This is a genomic window from Mycobacterium ulcerans subsp. shinshuense (assembly GCF_002355775.1).
GTDB classification, from domain to species: domain Bacteria; phylum Actinomycetota; class Actinomycetes; order Mycobacteriales; family Mycobacteriaceae; genus Mycobacterium; species Mycobacterium marinum.
Window position 1 is genome coordinate 2,776,968 of the sequence record NZ_AP017624.1, and the last position, 15,903, is coordinate 2,792,870.

General features: G+C 64.9%; 16 protein-coding genes and 3 pseudogenes. 7 read left to right on the forward strand and 12 right to left on the reverse strand.

Going from position 1 to position 15,903, the window contains the following annotated elements; translation table 11 throughout:
• The first annotated feature begins 22 nt into the window (after positions 1-22).
• On the forward strand, positions 23-619 hold the full coding sequence (locus SHTP_RS30700; RefSeq protein ID WP_231991797.1) for a zinc-binding dehydrogenase: 597 nt from the start codon (positions 23-25) through the stop codon (positions 617-619).
• A gap of 68 nt (positions 620-687) precedes the next feature.
• A pseudogene (locus SHTP_RS12375) lies at positions 688-1,521 on the forward strand (glycoside hydrolase family 16 protein).
• Between the two features lie 31 nt (positions 1,522-1,552).
• Here the strand turns inward: SHTP_RS12375 and SHTP_RS12380 are convergent.
• Positions 1,553-1,921, reverse strand: a complete 369-nt coding sequence (locus SHTP_RS12380; protein ID WP_096370749.1) for a hypothetical protein — start codon at positions 1,919-1,921, stop codon at positions 1,553-1,555.
• Positions 1,922-1,985: 64 nt separating this feature from the next.
• Here SHTP_RS12380 and SHTP_RS12385 point away from each other — a divergent pair, with 64 nt between their 5' ends.
• Both SHTP_RS12385 and SHTP_RS12390 read left to right on the forward strand, forming a co-directional pair.
• Positions 1,986-2,255: an EF-Tu/IF-2/RF-3 family GTPase gene (locus tag SHTP_RS12385; RefSeq protein WP_011740756.1), complete on the forward strand. Its 270-nt coding sequence runs from the start codon at positions 1,986-1,988 to the stop codon at positions 2,253-2,255.
• Between the two features lie 159 nt (positions 2,256-2,414).
• Positions 2,415-2,681, forward strand: coding sequence for a hypothetical protein (locus tag SHTP_RS12390; RefSeq protein ID WP_015355636.1), 267 nt, complete (start codon positions 2,415-2,417; stop codon positions 2,679-2,681).
• 71 nt (positions 2,682-2,752) lie between these two features.
• Here SHTP_RS12390 and SHTP_RS28950 read toward each other — a convergent pair whose 3' ends face one another.
• The 3 genes from SHTP_RS28950 to SHTP_RS12400 all read right to left on the reverse strand — a co-directional run bounded on the left by SHTP_RS28950 (position 2,753) and on the right by SHTP_RS12400 (position 4,389).
• Positions 2,753-3,328 carry a PPW family C-terminal domain-containing PPE protein gene (locus SHTP_RS28950; protein ID WP_231991420.1) on the reverse strand — a complete coding sequence of 192 codons (576 nt, stop codon included), beginning with the start codon at positions 3,326-3,328 and terminating at the stop codon, positions 2,753-2,755.
• Positions 3,250-3,867: a PPE family protein gene (locus tag SHTP_RS28955; protein WP_231991769.1), complete on the reverse strand. Its 618-nt coding sequence runs from the start codon at positions 3,865-3,867 to the stop codon at positions 3,250-3,252. Before SHTP_RS28955 ends, SHTP_RS28950 begins: the two co-directional genes overlap by 79 nt.
• Positions 3,868-4,233: 366 nt before the next feature.
• A complete protein-coding gene (locus SHTP_RS12400) occupies positions 4,234-4,389 on the reverse strand; it encodes a PPW family C-terminal domain-containing PPE protein (RefSeq protein WP_157756323.1) in 156 nt (51 codons plus the stop codon).
• Positions 4,390-5,580: 1,191 nt separating this feature from the next.
• On the opposite strand from SHTP_RS12400, the gene SHTP_RS12405 reads away from it, so the two are divergent.
• The 3 genes from SHTP_RS12405 (at position 5,581) to SHTP_RS12420 (ending at position 7,673) form a co-directional block, all read left to right on the forward strand.
• Positions 5,581-6,270, forward strand: coding sequence for a type VII secretion system ESX-1 target, MMAR_2894 family (locus SHTP_RS12405; protein ID WP_015355632.1), 690 nt, complete (start codon positions 5,581-5,583; stop codon positions 6,268-6,270).
• A gap of 531 nt (positions 6,271-6,801) precedes the next feature.
• A complete protein-coding gene (locus SHTP_RS12415) occupies positions 6,802-7,212 on the forward strand; it encodes an NYN domain-containing protein (RefSeq protein ID WP_096370751.1) in 411 nt (136 codons plus the stop codon).
• A 92-nt stretch (positions 7,213-7,304) separates the two neighbouring features.
• Complete coding sequence (locus tag SHTP_RS12420) at positions 7,305-7,673, forward strand: DUF732 domain-containing protein (RefSeq protein WP_096370752.1); 369 nt, start codon at positions 7,305-7,307, stop codon at positions 7,671-7,673.
• Between the two features lie 80 nt (positions 7,674-7,753).
• Here the strand turns inward: SHTP_RS12420 and SHTP_RS12425 are convergent, their stop codons facing one another.
• The 8 genes and pseudogenes from SHTP_RS12425 to SHTP_RS12460 all read right to left on the reverse strand — a co-directional run bounded on the left by SHTP_RS12425 (position 7,754) and on the right by SHTP_RS12460 (position 15,878).
• Positions 7,754-8,419, reverse strand: a complete 666-nt coding sequence (locus SHTP_RS12425; RefSeq protein ID WP_096370753.1) for a CAP domain-containing protein — start codon at positions 8,417-8,419, stop codon at positions 7,754-7,756.
• Positions 8,420-8,480: 61 nt separating this feature from the next.
• Positions 8,481-9,053, reverse strand: a complete 573-nt coding sequence (locus tag SHTP_RS12430; RefSeq protein WP_011740761.1) for a hypothetical protein — start codon at positions 9,051-9,053, stop codon at positions 8,481-8,483.
• On the reverse strand, positions 9,050-9,613 hold the full coding sequence (locus SHTP_RS12435) for an Rv1363c family protein (protein WP_096370754.1): 564 nt from the start codon (positions 9,611-9,613) through the stop codon (positions 9,050-9,052). Before SHTP_RS12435 ends, SHTP_RS12430 begins: the two co-directional genes overlap by 4 nt.
• A gap of 43 nt (positions 9,614-9,656) precedes the next feature.
• Entirely contained in the window at positions 9,657-11,120 is a 1,464-nt protein-coding gene (locus SHTP_RS12440; protein WP_096370755.1) for an MCE family protein, read from the reverse strand.
• Positions 11,121-12,290: a virulence factor Mce family protein gene (locus tag SHTP_RS12445; protein WP_096370756.1), complete on the reverse strand. Its 1,170-nt coding sequence runs from the start codon at positions 12,288-12,290 to the stop codon at positions 11,121-11,123.
• Positions 12,290-13,573, reverse strand: coding sequence for an MCE family protein (locus SHTP_RS12450; RefSeq protein ID WP_096370757.1), 1,284 nt, complete (start codon positions 13,571-13,573; stop codon positions 12,290-12,292). The genes SHTP_RS12445 and SHTP_RS12450 overlap by 1 nt, the downstream gene beginning before the upstream one ends.
• Positions 13,570-14,853, reverse strand: a pseudogene (locus SHTP_RS12455) (virulence factor Mce family protein). The gene SHTP_RS12450 and the pseudogene SHTP_RS12455 overlap by 4 nt, the downstream one beginning before the upstream one ends.
• Positions 14,850-15,878 (reverse strand): annotated as a pseudogene (locus SHTP_RS12460) (virulence factor Mce family protein). The pseudogenes SHTP_RS12455 and SHTP_RS12460 overlap by 4 nt, the downstream one beginning before the upstream one ends.
• Positions 15,879-15,903 lie beyond the last annotated feature (25 nt).

The following is a 15,903-nucleotide window of genomic DNA, read 5'->3' on the forward strand; positions in this document are numbered from 1 at the left end:
CGGGCTCACGGCATGGATCGGGATGCGCGAGATCGCCAAACCACGGCCCGGCGAAATAGTCGTCGTATCCGCCGCGGCCGGCGCCGTCGGTTCGGTGGCGGGCCAGCTCGCCAAGGCGGATGGTGCGCGGGTAGTCGGGATCGCCGGTGGGCCGCAAAAGTGCGCTTTGCTCACTGAGCAGCTCGGTTTCGACGCGGCCGTCGACCATCGGGCCGACGACTGGGCAGCTCAGCTTGTCGCCGCGACACCCAACGGCATCGACGTCGACTTCGAGAACGTCGGTGGCGACATCATGGACGCGATCTTCGCGCGGCTCAACGTCCGCGCGCGGGTAGCGCTGTGCGGCCTGATTTCGGGATACAACTCCGCCGATCCGCCACCCGGACCGCGAGCGTTCGGAAACCTGCTGGTCCAACGCGCCACACTGCAGGGCTTCATCATTCTTGATCACCTGGGCCGCGCGGCCGAGGCGACCGCGGAGATCGCCGGTCTGATCGCGCAGGGCAAGCTCACGCCGCTGGAAACGGTGGTGACCGGCTTCGAACAATTGCCCACGGCGATCAACATGCTCTTCGACGGCACCAACGTGGGCAAGCTCGTCGTGCGGACCTCCGAGTAGTCGGCTGAGCGGTTGACGCCGTTCGTGCTTTAGCGCAGCAGGTGCCGGGCTGCTATCGTCGCTGGCTTATGCCCGAGATGGACCGTCGTCGGATGATGCTGATGACCGGATTTGGTGTGCTCGGGGCGGCACTGCCCGTCCCGGCGGCCAGCGCCGACTCGTCTCGACGGGACATGCCTCTGGCGCCGGCGCCCAATGGCCAATCGGGCCCCTACCTGTTTCACGACGAATTCGATGGTCCGGCCGGCTCTGCCCCCGACTCGTCGAAGTGGACGGTGGCGCGAGCCCGCGAGGAGATGAAGGACCCGACGTACTGGGAACGGCCCGAGAACGTCGGCCAGTACCGCGACGACCGGCAGAACGTCTTCCTGGACGGTAAGTCGAATCTGGTCATCCGAGCCGCGAAGGACGGCGGCACCTAATACGCCGGCAAGATCCAAAGTCCGTGGCGGGGCGGCATCGGCCATACCTGGGAAGCCCGTATCAAATTCGACTGTCTGACCGCCGGCTGCTGGCCGGCCTGGTGGCTGGGTAACCAGGATCGCGGCGAAATCGACATCATCGAGTGGTACGGCAACGGGAGCTGGCCGTCGGCCACCACTGTCCACGCGAAAGCAAACGGTTCGGAGTGGAAGACCCGCAACGTCGCGTTGGACAGCGGGTGGCACACCTGGCGATGCCAATGGGGCGAGACCGGTATGCGGTTCTGGCAGGACTACGCCGAGGGGGCGCAGCCCTACTTCACCGTCGCGGCGCATTCGCTACCCGACTGGCCGTTCAACGATCCCGGCTACACCGTGTTCCCCGTCCTCAACCTCGCGGTTGCCGGATCCGGCGGCGGGGATCCCAGACCGGGCAGCTATCCGGCACAGATGCTGGTCGACTGGGTACGCGTCTGGTGACCGCGCCGGGAACCTGAGTATCTTCGGGAGCCTAAAGCGGCGCGACGATCAGGACCTTGGAATGGTCCGTGGGGTCAACCCGGACCGGTAGGTCCAGACCAACCCTGAGGTGTGGAGCGCTCGACAGTTCGAGCGCGATGCGCCGAATGGCGCGGTATGGGTCCTGCTGCGGCAGTGTCACGTCCAATTCGAGCTCGTGCCAAGAACCCAACGTCGTGCTCGCGACATTGCGCCGAATGCTGACGATGGTTGCTACGTCTTCCAGCCCCTCGCGCAGCAGTCGCTCGCGCTCGGTGGTGAGTGCGCTGAGTTCGGCGGCCGCGTTATGAGCCGCGGCCTTGTCCGCGCGCGTCACCCGTTGTCCGACGCTGGCTCTGCGCACTCGCTGCAGCCAACCCATGCGGGTCAGCGTACGGCGGCCAGCCGACACCCGTCGATGGCGTCGGGCGGGTAGCGTGCCGCACATGTTTCGCATGACTGTTCAGGACGTGTTCTTCATCCGGGGGCGGGGCATCGTGGCTACCGGGCGCGTGGAACACGGCGAGTTGCGGGTCGGCGACGAGGTACGAATCAACGATGGTTCAGGCGTGCGAGTCGACGCCATCGAGGCATTCCGCAAGAAGCTGGACACGGCGAAAGCCGGGGACAACGTCGGCCTGCTGTTCAAGAAGCTCACCAAGAGCGATCTGGCCGCGGGAGACGTCATCACCGCGGCGGGTGCATTCCTGGCCTAGCGCCGAACCTGCGCTGCTGGGCAGCCCCGCCCCGCTCCCCTGGCCTGGGGCGATGCCCTCGCGGGCCGACGTTGTTGGGATCGGTAGCTACCCCGTCGATCTGTACTTGTGCCAACGACGACGCCACCGAGGCGGCGCTCCACGGAAGGAATAGCGCAGATGAACATCGTCCCCGCCAGCATCGAGGAGAAGATCAGCCGGGTCGATCGGCAACGAAGCCTGGCGATCGGAATCAGCTGTGGAGTCTTGGCGGCGTGGTCCTTCTTCCGGTTGGTATGGCTGCTCTACGTGTCGATGACGTTTGGTTGGTTCATGGGGGCGGTGGCCTTCCAGTTCGTGCTGTGGGCAGTCGTCGGCTCCGTGGCCACCATCGCCGCAGCCGGGTTCTTGGCCCGCTACTTCAAGGACTCTGACCCGGATCTCTGACAGCCGGGTTGGGCGAATCGTTTCGGACCGGGTTCACGCTGGTACCCCCGTGGACACCCGCCCTTAGCGGGTCACACAGGATGTGGTGCCCAGGTGGCCGGCAGCATCGGCACACGTGGATCGCCATCGCACTGATCGCCAGCCAGGGTGATCAACCCGCCAGGTCGCGGGAGTGTTTCCTGGCCGGCGGTCCCGGAAAATCCCATCGACTCCGCTCCCCTGTCGCTCACCTCTACGGCGGCCGGCGACAGTGCATGCACTTCCCGGACCAGTGAAGATGCGACCGCCCGCCGGGCCGGTTCGCCATCGGATGCCTTCTTGGCCTCCTCCGCCAGCCGCGCGTCATGAACCACCCGATCAACACCAAGTGGCACGCTGACCGGGACGGCGATGGCGGTCGCCACTTCGGGCGCCAGCGCCGGAGGAAGGGCGAATAGCGCCAGCAGGCCGGCCGGCACGAGCCACGGATTCGCGATGATAAAACCAATAAAGGTGAAGAAAGCGATGAACACTTCGACGTAAATGGCGAATAGCGCTACCTGGATTGCAAGTATGATTCCGGAAAGGCTTAAGGAAAACGCTGCAATAACGATGCCGATAATCGCCTCGATAATGCGCCAAACGATGTTGAACAGCGCGGTGAGCAAGACGGTGAGTATGCCCCCAGCGTGCCGACGGCCGCCGCTTCGGCGCCGTCGACTGCGGCGGCGGCTTCGCCGGCGCCGGGGGCCAGCAGCATCGGTGCGGGGGTGTTGGGTGGTGCCGAGAGCACCGCCGCGTCACAGGCCGCGCCGTAAGCGATCATCGCGAGCGCGGTCCGGATCCACTGCGCGGCATACCATGCCTCATTGACGGCGGTCGGGATTGTGTTGATCCCGAAGAAGTTTGTCGCGATCAGTACGCCGCGAAGAGTGCGGTTGGCGATCAGCTCGGCCGAGGTGGGCGTGGTGGCCAAGGTGAGTTCATAGGCCGCAACGGCACTTTCGTATGCGACGGCTGTTTGCGCGCAGTCGGCGCTGGTCTTTTCCAGCCGCGCCACATACGGCAGGTGCGCGGCTTGATACCGCCCTGCGCTTGGGCCCTGCCAGGTGTCGGCCTGCACCTGGGCCAAGAGGGCGGTCAGTTCCGTGGCCGCGGCGGCGTGTTCTGCGCTCAACGCGGTGTAGGCCCCGGCGGCGGCGAGCATCGGGCTAGGGCCCACACCGCTTTCCAGTTGCAATCGGTGCAACTCCGGCGGCAAGGCCATCGCATAAAGCGCTGTCACCGACATCTGGCTGCCCCCGATCCACATCGAGCCGTCGTCTCCAAGAGGACGGCAAGCCCCAACCGCAACGTCACTTCGCAATCCCCCTCTGTGGCTCAGCTGCTACGCCATCGAAAACTTGCTGTCCCGACTCGTTGCCCATCGGGCATCCTCGGCAGAAGGCTAATATACAGTACGGTAGCGTTCCTTCGGGTCGCATTTGCTGCGGCGCGTCTCCGGCGAGGGGAATTCGGGACGCAATGGCGTGTCCCGGTTGGCGTGGCGGTAGCGATACGCACCGTTAGCGCGTCAGGCGGGAGGTGCGGCCCGGCTCGCCGGAAGCATCGGCATATTTGGATCGCCATCGTGGTTGGCGGCCACCGCGACCAACCCGCCGGGATGGGCGAGATCCGCCCCGTCGGCAATGCCGGTGAGCCCCATCGTGCCGGCACCCCTATCGCTCACCCCGGCCGACGCCGGCCGGGTTGTGGGCACTTGTCGAACCGTCGGAGATCCAACCGATCGCCGGGCCGGCGTGTCTTTGGACGCCTTTGGATCTTCGTCCGTGCGCGACACGGCGGCCGCGTCCTGGACTACGCGCTCTTGGTCGCCGACCCCATCGGAACGGAGTGAATGTACACGACAGGAGGGGTTCTCCTGGGGGCTGTCTTGTCACCCCGTAGCACCGCTCTGAACAGTCGGTTTGCCTCGCTTGCGAATCTGACCGGCGATGCTCGCAACCGGTGGCGTGACTGTCGGGCTGCGCTACGGCACCGGCAGATCGCCCGGGCAAGAACCTGTCGGGATCAACGACCAAACACCTCGGTGGGCCGTCGAATTGTGTCCGTGATCGCCACGACTATTTGCGCCCGTTGATTTTCCCGGAGGATTCCGCGGGTGCCGGTGAAGTGAACCCAGTCGTGGCCGGTTCCGATTACCGGAAAAGGCCGGGAACCCGTTATCGGAAAGCGGGTGAATGGGCCATTGCCGACGGCGAGCTGGTCGGATTCGGGGCACCCGCGGGCGATGCGTGCAACGGCCATTGAGCTGGCCGCACGCTGGTCGGCAGCCGGTACCGTCCGCGCGACGTCCGCAAAGCCGGACGAGCGCAAGGCCGGTGCGACGATTTCGTCCCGGGCCGGGCGGAATGACCGCCATCGTCTCTACCACGCGAAGCCGGCATTTGATATGGGAGAGAAACTTGCAGGTTGCGAGGTTCTTGGTGGGGTCTTGGGCCACCACATATGGTTCGGTCGCACACCCGCAGCGCCTGTGAGTGGATAGTCGGAGTAAGCAGTGGCTTCCTGGTTCTGTGCATTGCGCTCACCCGCGAACCCGCCGGTGCCGGCGGCGCCGATCGTCCTCGTTGGCGAGGGCGGGCACTCGGCGGTGATTTACACGACAATTCGCCCGTAATTGCGGGAGCGGTCACACTTGGCACAGTGAATTTCCTGCATGTTCTCAGGTGTTGGCCCTGGTAATCGTCCTGATCCAGAAAACCTGCTGGCTAGTGGTCCAGTCCGTCGTAGAATTGAGCAATCGTCCAGCAAAGCTGGGACGGTGTGTGCGGCGACAGTCGCGCGACGGATAAGTTGGTCGTTGGACTGCAAGGGCACGAACGATTCGTGCAGCGCACAATTACACAGGAGCGTGCAAATGGATCCCATGTCACACGACCCGGCCGCAGGCGACATTGGCTCTCAGCTGGTCGACATCGGTACCCAGGGCATCAGTGCTGGTACCACGGCAGCGATGACTGTGCTGACCGGTTTGATCCCGGCGGGAGCTGAAGAAGTCTCGGCGCAGGCCGTCCTGGCCTTTGCTCAGGAGGCGGCCACGATGTTGGCGTCCAATGTGGCGGCTCAAGAAGAGTTGATGCGGACCGGCACGGCGCTCAGCGACATCGCGCGCATGTACGGAGACGCCGATGATGTTGCCGCGGACGCGTTGACCTTCCGTGGCGCGGCAATGTCGAACCCCGCTGCCGCGGGCAGCTCTGGTTTTGCGACTGGTGCGGGCCTGCGCGCCGGCGCGTTTGCCACCGAAGCGGGACCCGCGGCCCAGCCGCTGGTGTCCCAACTGATTGGGTCGCAGTCCTCGCCGATGGCGGCCGCGGCCGCCAACGCGGGATCATCGGCGATGAGTGGTGCCGCGCCGATGGGAAGCGGGATGGGCGCGGGCTCGTCGGCAGGCGGCGCATCCAAGCCAGGGCTGGTATCAGCCACCGGGCCCGCCGATGAGGAAGAACGTAAGGACTCCGCGGCTGCGGGCGAACAAAACGGGCTGGCGGACGTGGGCCAGCGAGAGGACGCGAGCGGCTCTCACCCGGTCGAACGCTTGATGTAGCGGGCCTTCGGCAACCAGCGCGGGGCCGGCGCACTGTTGTGCGCTGCGGTGGTGGGTTCAAGACCGTCGCCAAGCCGTCGAGAATGCTGCGCTGCCCCACAGACACTTCGGGGCGCCGGTCTCCTACGCTTGCGCTGTGACGTGCTAGTCCCGGAAGCGAAAGAGAGGCTGTTGTGACCGACCCCGACATGGCCACAGTCCTGCGGAACATGAAAGTCCCGGTGCGGATGACCGGCAGCCAGGCGCTTCGTGACTTCTTGCTCATCTACGTCGACGACGAAGAGTCGCTGGCGACCCCAGAACGGCTCAAGCAGTTGAACGGCCTGCTGATCCTGTCCCACCTCGAGGTCGTCAATGCCCCCTCGGTGCGATGGAAGCGGCGGCCACCGAGCAGCATGTTGAGCGATTCCGCAACGAGATCAACAGGAAGTTCCGCAAACGCAGATGGTGGTAACGGGCTCGGCGCCGCCGCGAGATCGCTAGGCGAGGATTCGGCGGACGCGTCCCACGCTCGTCGTCGTACGGTGAAGTGTGCATTGGATCATCGACGGCATGAACGTAATCGGCTCGCGGCCGGACGGATGGTGGAAGGACCGCCACGGCGCGATGGTCGCGCTTGTGCACAGACTCGAGCGTTGGGCATCGGAGCAGGACGGAGCCGGCGGAAAGGACGTCACCGTGATATTCGAGCGGCCTCCGTCAGCGCCGATCTGCTCGTCGGTTCTCGAGGTAGCGCATGCGCCCAAGGCGGCGGCCAACTCGGCTGACGACGAGATCGTGCGCCGGGTCGCAGCGGAACCGCAACCGCGCGACGTTCGGGTGGTGACGTCGGACAAGCTATTGGTCGAGCGGGTCACAAACCTGGGTGCATCAACCTATCGGGCGGAACGTTTTCGTGACCTCATCGATCCGCGTGGTGCCAAGCATGGGGGCGAGCGCTGAGGCCGCGTTCGCCAGCGGCCCGGGTGGTCAGCGCCAAATTGGCCTGCTAGATCCTGTTTATCCGCCGGTCGTTGCTGGATAGGATGGCAGCCATGGCGCATCGCAGTTGGCCGATTGCCTTGGCAGCCGCCACAGTTGCCCTGGGCGCGATCCCCATGGGTATGGCCACGCGAGCATATGCCGCGCCGGCTCCAGAAGTGGAATACGTCTACAACGTGATGGTGCGGCGCTACTACGATTTTCCGAACAATGACGCGATCGGCTACGGACACGGGATCTGCGGCAAGGTCAGTGGCGGTCAAAGTTACGCCCAGGTGATGGGTGACGTAAAGAATGATGTGACCCCTAACGACGAGTTCGCGGCCAACTACCTGGTGTCCTACGCGGTCAATCTCCTTTGCCCCGAGCAAGTCTGGCAGCTGCGGAACTCGGCGGCGAACTACCGGCCACCGGCGGAGTAACTCGAGACCCAACGTTGGCGCCGGTACGGCAGCCGTGGGCAGAAGTGCGAGTCAACTTCTGAAGGTGTTGCACCCCTAGCCTATTCGGGTGGCATGGCGGGCGGCGGGTAGACGCCGCGCAGAATCCAGGGAAGCCAATTGATCCCGTATTCGATCTCGTCGCTGGCATCGTAGTCAGGGCTGGGGTCGATCGGAACGTTCTCGGGCAAAGCCACCGGTGGCGGCGGCTCGGTTGGCGCTGTAACCGGTGGTGTCGCCACCGGGCGGTCGAGCTGTCCGTACATAGCCACCACGACCGTGCGATCCGGGCTGTTCTCTGACCACACCCCGATTTCGGTGTTGGCGCAATCCGACATGATCGCGAAATACGCCGGGTTGTAATACCACTGGTTGAGCAACTCCACGCCGCTGATCGCCAGGGCAGGATTGATGGCCACGGTTTCGGCGACTTGGCCGTGGAAGCCGGCGGCGCTGGCGCGGTCGGAAGGTGCGGATCCGTCAGAACCAATGCCGCCACCGAGGTCGCGGTTGTTCAACACATCGAGGGTGTGCCATTGCGCGGCCAGCTGCAGCTGCGGGTTGATTCTCACGTCATTGGTGCAGCCGGCTTGATGCTGGACGGTGTAGACATTGGCGAACACTCCGTCATTGAGGCGCTTGTTGTCGGCGCGCGCCGCGGGCATGCCCAGCGCAGCGCCGGACACCATGGCGACCGATGCGGACAGAATCAGGTATCGGTGTCGCATTGTCGTCTTCCTTCCCATACTGGCCCTTCGTGACCGGTCCGCCCCCTCGTGTCTGGCCGACTCACACCGGGTCAAATCGCGAAATCAGCCACCGCCCGTCGACCTTGTCGAGGGTGACCCGAACGCTGGATGCGGTGCTGGTGGGCGGGTCCTGGCTCACGATGATGGTCTGGTTCACAAACAGCAGAACGATCGCGTGCTCGCCGGTTGCCGACACCGAGGCCGCGGCTGGCACGGTGGCCACCGCCGAAATATCCTTCTGTTTGGCCCCCGGGATGACCACATCGCGGGTCAGCGATGTGTAGTCGCTCAGGAATGCGCCGGTCAATTTGGCTCGTGCGGCCTCGAGGTCACTGCGCACGGTGTCAGGCCGGTAGGACAGCAGCGCGATGGTCCCCGCGGTGGCGGCCTGGACGGATTCCGCACGTGCCTGTGCCGCATCGCGAACGGCGCAATCCTGCCACTTCGCAAACCCGGTTCCGCCTGCCAGCAGGAGCGCCAGGGCGGGCAGCAGGCCGTAGGCGATCACCGGCCACCAGCGAAGTCGACGCCGCACCACCGCCGGTGGTTCGCCGCTGCCCGCGGTGTCGGTGTCGCCGCACTCGCCCGCGCCGGGCCGGCTGACGGCGGTCACGGTACGAATCCGACCTTGGCGGCTTTGAATCCGTCGTCGACCCTCTCGAGGGTGATGCGTATCCGCCATATTCGCGGCATCGGGTCGGGTTCACCGCCATTTGAGGTCTGCACCGAAACCGCCACCAGCGCCTGGGCCGTGTCGGCTGTCTCCGACTCCAGTCCGGCCTCGGTTACGGTGCCCACCGTGGTGGCCTTGGCCTGCCGCAGGACCTCGATGAAAGGCTTTGAGCGTTCGGCGAAATCGTTGTAGAATTTCCCCGTCGCGCTGTCCAGAATGCGGTGCACGTCGGAATCGCCATGTTGCCAGTCGATGGTCGTCAGGTTCAGCGCAACCTGCCTGGCGACTCGCAGAGCTTGGCCTTGTCGGGCTTGCGCCTGACCGGCTAGATGAACGCGAAATCCAAACCACTCCAGTGGCGCTGCCAATGCAACAACCACGGCCAGGCCGAAGAGCGTGGCGCGCAGCGGCGCGGACCGGTGTTTCTCGGCGGCGGAGTCCGCGCATCGGTGTTCGAGTGCTACGGCTGGGGGCGGTCCGGGACTGGTCACCACGCTCATGAGGCCCTCCGTTCTATCGGGGTGATCGTGTGCACCCTTGGCTTCAGGGCACCGGTGGTGGCAACAGCATCGATTGCCATGTCTGGTCTTTCGGAGCGGTTTGGGCCAGTTCGGACCGGGTGTACTGGCGGCCGTCCGGTCCCGTGTAGGTGCCGGTGGCCGGGTCGTACTCGGCGGCGGCGATGGGCGGCGGAGGAGCCTCCCCGGGCCCAGCGGCGGCAGGCGGCGGCGGGCCGGGTGGGAGTTGTGGGATGTCTTGGCCGGAAAGGGTGGAGTTGGGGTCGCCCTTCCAGTTGTAGCCGTCATTGAGCGGCACGTATTGTTCGTTGCTCTCGCACAACTTCACCGTTGGTGCACGCTTGCTGGGAACGGTTTCGCACGGGATATTGCGCGCCCCACGCACATTGAGCGGCGAATCCTGCGGCACCCGGCAGTACAGGTCGCCGGCCGGACGGTTCGGGTAGTCCTCGAAGGTGGGGACTCGCTGCTGCTGGGCTGGCAGGAATCCGGTGGAGCACGGCGGTGGCAGGTTGAGGTTGAGGTTAAAGCTCAGATACTGGCCGTGGTAGGCCTGTTTGGTGTTGACGTTGGCCAGGATTCCGGCTTGTTCGGCGCTGATGGCCATCGGGAACACCACCAGCAGCTGCTCGATGTCGTTCTGGTAGGCCAGCGCGACCTGGCCGACGCTGACGAGGTTGGCAAGCAGGATCGGCAAGGTGGGTTGCACCCGTTCGAGCAGTGAGTTCACCTCGTCCAATGCTGGGCCGCCATTGTCGATGGTTGCGGCGACGGCTTGGTCGTGGGTCTGCAGTTCGGTGGTGACCGCGGCCAGGTGCGACGCCCATCCGGCTATCGCATCCGAGCTATGGGTTTGTGAATCCAGCACCGGCGGGGTCTGGTCGATCAGTGCGATCAGCGGGTCGAGGTTCTTGCGCGCGTCGATCGCCAGGTTGGAGGTGCCCGTGATCAGACGGGAGAGTTCGGGACCGAGGCCGCCGACGGCTGTGTACGACTCATTGATGACGGTTTGCAGGTTCTCGTGCGGGATGGCTCCCAGGGCGGTGTTGGCCGCGCTGAGCAGGGTGTTGATGTCGGGCGGAACCGAGGTGTTGACCAGTCTGATCACGTCGCCGTCCTTGAGCGGGGGCGAGGTGGCGTTGCGGGGCAATAACTCGACATAGGTTTCGCCGATGGCGGTTTGGCTATGCACTTCGGCTTTGAGGTCGGACGGAATGTCGATGCCCGACTTCAGCGGTAGGACGGCCACGACCCCGGTGTCGGTCAGCTGCACCGACTCCACCCGGCCCACTTCGGAGCCGCGATAGGTGACATTGCCGGAGGTGTACAGCCCACCGGACTTCGTCAGCTCCATTGTCACCGTGTAGGGGCCGACGCCGAAGAGCATGGCCGGCAGTTTGGCGAAGTGCAGGAACGTGATCGCCAGTACGCTCAGCGCGATGACGGCGAAGATGGTCAGCTGAATCATGACGCGGCGCTCTAGATGCATCTAGGGCCCCTGGTCCCAGTGGTACGGCACGGTGAGTGGATTGCCTGGGGTTCCGCGGTATCCGGCGGTGCACGGGCTCGGGAACTGACCGATGGTGCGTCCCCACTGCAGTTCGAGTTCGGTGAGGTGGCATGCCCAGCGGGTGCCGGTCAGTAGCCCTTGGTCTATTCGACTCAGCGTGAGGTCGACGATCGCCGTCAAGTTGGCGTAATCACCACGCTGGAAGTTCTGGAACGTTTCGTTCGGAAAGGGAAAGGTCGCCAGCAGTGATAGCGACCGGGTCAGGCTGGGTCCGGCGTTGGCCAACGATTTCAAAACCGGTCCGAGCTGCCGCAGTTCGCTGACCAGGTTGGCCTTGGTCTTGTTCACCGAGTCGGCGGTTAGGGCGCTGAACTTGCTGAGCTGGTCGGCTGCCGTAACGAGCTTGTCCCGCTCGTCATTGAGCACGGCTAGGGCGTCCGGAATGGTGGCCAGCGCCCGATCCAGGACGGGCTGCTGTTGGGCGAACTTTCCCACCAACCGGTTCAAGCTCTCAGTGGCTTCGATGATGTCATCGGATTGGTCGTCGAGGGTCGCGGTGAAGCTATCCAGCTGTGCGATCAGGCTGCGCACATCGTGCTCGCGCCCGCGGAATGCGGTGCTCAATGCCTCGGTGATGTCTTGGACTTGGCCCAACCCGCCCCCGTTGAGCACCAGCGACAGCGCCGCCAGGGTCTGCTCGGCGCTCGGGTAGGCTCCGCCGCGGGACAGCGGAATCAGCGATCCCTCGCGCAGCCTGCCTTGCGGTGCATCATGTTTCGGGGCAGCCAGCTCGATGTGATAAGAGCCGAGCAGGCTGGTGGTCCCGATCCGGGCGGTCGCGTTGGCCGGCAGCGCGACGCCGGCATCCAGCCGGATCGTCACCAGCGCGTGCCAGCCCTGGCGCTCGATTCTTGCCACATGGCCGACCGTCACGTCGGCAACCCGCACCCTCGAGTTCGGCTGGATGTTGTTGACGTCCGGCATCTGCGCCTGGATGACAAACGAACCCGGCCCGTTGCCCTCGGTGCCCGGCAGTGGTAGCGAATTCAGACCGCGCCAGCCGCAGCCGGATACTGCGGCCAAGGTAACCATCGTCACCAGGACTGTGGCCAGACGCGACGCCACCCGGCGCCGGTGGCGGACGCGCATCAGCCACCTCCCGGCGGGACCATCATGCCGCGTAGCCCGGCGGCGGGGTCGGGTTCCACAGTCACATCTGCTGGCGGTTCCGCAGGCGGCATATCCGGCTGTGGCGGAACGTAGTCCGGTCTCATCCAGTCTTCGCTGTAGGTGACTTCGTTGGGCCGGGCCTGGGCGCCGACGAACAGGTTCTCCCCGAGCGGGGGAAAGTTGTATTGGCGGTTCTTCAGGATCGGAGCCAGATATTGCACGCAGAGTTTGGCTGCCTGTTCGCCGCCCAAGCGGGAGGCGGACTGAATTGCACCGCACAAAAACGAGATTGGGTTGGCGAAGTCGTTGGCGGCCAGCGCGCCGGTGAGCGCCCCGTTGGCCGGTTCGAAGATGTTGTTGAAGTTCTGCAGCACCGTGGGCCCGATGTGCAGGGTCTGCTTGATGTCGTCGAGGCTGGCCACCAGCGCGTTGCTGATCGACGCCAGCTTGTCTGAGGCGGTGTCGACCGCCTCCCGGTTCTCGGCGGCGAAGCTCTGCACATCGGCGACCACCGCGTTGATGTCTTTCACGGCCTGACCGACCTTGTTCGGATCTGTGGCCAGCAGCGAGGAAACCGCGGAGAGGTTGTGGTTGAGTTGCTCGAGCAGGTCGGCACTGTCGTGCAGTGCAGACACCAGCGTGGACAGGTTTCGTACGGTGGAGAAGATGTCATTCCGGTGATCGCTGAGAGTCGAAACCGTCTGTGAAAGTTCGACAATCGCGTCACGAATGGTGGATCCCTGGCCACGTAGATTGTCCGCGGCGGTATTGATGAGGGCACCCAACGTGCTGACGCCGCCCGGCTCGGTGGGCTTGAGCAACTCGGTCAGTCGTTGTAGCTGGTTGCGTAGGTCATCCCACTCCACCGGCACCGCGGTGCGCTGCTGCGAGATGATCGCGCCGCTGGCCGTGGTGGGTCCACCTGAGTAGGGCGGGGTGAGCTGGATCGCCCGACCCGTCACCAATTGTGGCGACAGGATCGCCGCCTTGGCGTCGGCGGGAACCTTGTACTTGCGGTCGAACCAGAACGAGATCTTGGACCGCAGCGGCTGCGGCTCGATCTTGACTATCTTGCCTACTGGCACGCCCCGGATGAGGACGTCGTCACCGGCGAACACCCCGTTGCTGTTGTCGAAGTAGGCGACCACGAGCGTTCGGGTCGCGTCCCCGGCGGTGCGCATTGCCGCGATCACTCCGGCGACCAACACCAGGATGAGTGTGGTTGCCAGCACCGAGCGGGTCCGCCGCAACCTCGTGGTCATGACGCACCACCCGGCTGCGGGCCCGGCACCTGGACCGGTCCCGGGGTGGACGCCAAGCCCGGCGGTGCGACCGCGGGCGGCCCCGGTGGTGGGCCCCCGGGCGGTGGAGCCGGCGGTGGCTCCCGGTATGGGTAGCGCGGATCGCCGGGGTTGCCGGTAATCGCGTCCGGCAGCGTCAACCGCGGCTCGCCGCCCTGACCGGTGCGCGGGTAGGGCATCGGCAACGGCGGGATGCCGGGTTGCCCAGTGGGCGGATCGGTCAGCTGCGAGGGCAGCAAGGTGGCCGGGTTCAGCCCCAGATCGGAGAATGCGGCGCCGATGAACGGTTGCACGAACTGGCCCGGTAGCAGGTTGACCACGTAGGCCTTGAAGAAGGGACCCGAGGACACCGATTCGCCGAGTGACATGACGTAGGTGTTGATCAACGGAATCGCTTGCTGCAGGCGCTCTTTGCGACTCTCGACAATGTCGAGCACCCCGTTGAGTTTGTCCAGCGCCGGCCGTAGCTCCTGGCGGTTGTCGGCGATGAAGCCCTTCAATTGCCGTGCTACCGCGGAGATGTTCGCCCAGATCTGGTCCAGGGCCGCACTTTGGGTCCGAAGCTGCACCAGCAGTGCATTGGTGTCGCGTACCAGGCCCGCGATCTGATCGGTGCGCTTGGCCAGCACGCCAGTGGCTCTGGCCGCGTTGTCCAGCAGGCTGCGCAGTTGCACGTCACGCTGGTTGAGTGTTCGTGCGAGGCGGGCCACTCCCTGTACCGCGTTGCGGAAATCGGCCGGGGTGTCGGCAAAGGTCTGCGCCAGGGTGTCCAGTGATTCGGACAGCTGACCGGTGTTCAATCCGCTGATGGTGCTGGCCAGGTCGCCCAGCGCGTCGGGCAGCTGGTAGGGCGACATGGTCCGCTCGACGGGGATCGGGCCGGTGAGATGGCCCTCTCCACGCGGCATCACCTCGACGAACTTGCTACCCAGCAGGCCTTTGGTCTTGATAGCCGCCTCGGTGCGCTCACCGAGGCGGATGTTCTTGTCGACCTTGAACGTGACCCGGACGCCGGGCTCGTCGAGCTCGATGCTGGACACCTTCCCGACGGGATAGCCGGAGACCTCCACCGTGTTGCCGGTCCGCAACCCACCCACATCGGCGAAGTATGCGCAGACGCTGGTGCCCTGGTCGAAGAACGGGAGCTTCTGATATTACAGGGCACCCCCCACGACGCCAGCGGCGGTAAGGATGCCCACGGTGCCGACCAGCAGCAGGTTGCGTTCAGCGAATGACTTCATTTCGGTGTGCACCGACCTGTGGCCTGACCGGCGACCTTGATGTACACCGGCTGCCCACCTTTGCCGTTGACCTTCAGCACGACGTCACACAGGTAGAAGGCGAAGAAGTCGCCGTACATGCCCTGCCGTACCAGCGCCTGGTATCTGTCCGGCAACGTGTTGAGCAGATTGTCGAGGTAGTCATGATCGGCCAGCGCGATGGTCGCGACCCGGTCGGTCTCGTGCAGCGCCTTCGAAAACGGTGCGCGGGCCTGCGAGAGCAAGTCGGCGACCGATCCGGCCGCGGCGTTGGTGTATGCCACCGCGTTGGATATGTCGGTTCGGCGTTCGGAGAGCCCCGCAATCAGCTGCGACAGCGACGCCACGGCCTTGTCCAGCCGGTCGCTTTGACCCCCCAGCGAACCAAGCACCACGTTGAGATTGGTGACCACCTGACCGATCAGCTGATCCCGATCGGCCAATGTGTTGGTCACGGCCGCAGCCTGGTCCAGAAAAGTTCAGATGGTGGGGCCCTGGCCCTGAAATGCTTGCAGCAGTTGGTCGCTCAGCGCATTGACCTGGTGGGGGTCCAGGGCGCGAAACAGTGGCCGGAAGCCGCCGATCAAGGCGTCGAGATCCAGTGCCGGTTTGGTGTTGGCCAACGGAATTGTCTGACCGGGCTTGAGGATCGTGAGCCCGCCGGCTCCTTCCTCGAGTGCCAGATAGCGGTCGCCGAAGAGATTGTCGTAGCGGATCACCGCCTGGGTCCCCTGGGTGAGGGTGACCGAATTGTCGGCGGTGAACTCGACTTTCACGGTCGCATCGGGATTGATGGAGATCTTCTCGACCTTGCCGACCTCACCCCCTGCGATGCGGACCAGCTTGCCTTCTCTGAGGTTGGAGACATTGCTGAACTCGGCGTAGTAGGTGTTGCCGTCGCCGAAGCGCACCTGACCGAAGACAGCGACCAGCAGAAAGACGGTCAGCGCGCAGACCGTCAGGAACACGCCGAGGCGGATCACGACGCCTCTGAGGTCTTCCCGCATTGCTACTCCCCTGCTTGTCTTGACC

What these genes read in the sequence shown, in the direction of transcription:
- SHTP_RS30700 (WP_231991797.1), top strand. Translation starts at nt 23, where the DNA reads ATGCGCGAGATCGCCAAACCACGGCCCGGCGAAATAGTCGTCGTATCC.
- SHTP_RS12380 (WP_096370749.1), bottom strand. Translation starts at nt 1,921, where the DNA reads ATGGGTTGGCTGCAGCGAGTGCGCAGAGCCAGCGTCGGACAACGGGTG.
- SHTP_RS12385 (WP_011740756.1), top strand. Translation starts at nt 1,986, where the DNA reads ATGTTTCGCATGACTGTTCAGGACGTGTTCTTCATCCGGGGGCGGGGC.
- SHTP_RS12390 (WP_015355636.1), top strand. Translation starts at nt 2,415, where the DNA reads ATGAACATCGTCCCCGCCAGCATCGAGGAGAAGATCAGCCGGGTCGAT.
- SHTP_RS28955 (WP_231991769.1), bottom strand. Translation starts at nt 3,867, where the DNA reads ATGCTCGCCGCCGCCGGGGCCTACACCGCGTTGAGCGCAGAACACGCC.
- SHTP_RS12405 (WP_015355632.1), top strand. Translation starts at nt 5,581, where the DNA reads ATGGATCCCATGTCACACGACCCGGCCGCAGGCGACATTGGCTCTCAG.
- SHTP_RS12420 (WP_096370752.1), top strand. Translation starts at nt 7,305, where the DNA reads ATGGCGCATCGCAGTTGGCCGATTGCCTTGGCAGCCGCCACAGTTGCC.
- SHTP_RS12425 (WP_096370753.1), bottom strand. Translation starts at nt 8,419, where the DNA reads ATGCGACACCGATACCTGATTCTGTCCGCATCGGTCGCCATGGTGTCC.
- SHTP_RS12435 (WP_096370754.1), bottom strand. Translation starts at nt 9,613, where the DNA reads ATGAGCGTGGTGACCAGTCCCGGACCGCCCCCAGCCGTAGCACTCGAA.
- SHTP_RS12440 (WP_096370755.1), bottom strand. Translation starts at nt 11,120, where the DNA reads ATGCATCTAGAGCGCCGCGTCATGATTCAGCTGACCATCTTCGCCGTC.
- SHTP_RS12445 (WP_096370756.1), bottom strand. Translation starts at nt 12,290, where the DNA reads ATGCGCGTCCGCCACCGGCGCCGGGTGGCGTCGCGTCTGGCCACAGTC.
- SHTP_RS12450 (WP_096370757.1), bottom strand. Translation starts at nt 13,573, where the DNA reads ATGACCACGAGGTTGCGGCGGACCCGCTCGGTGCTGGCAACCACACTC.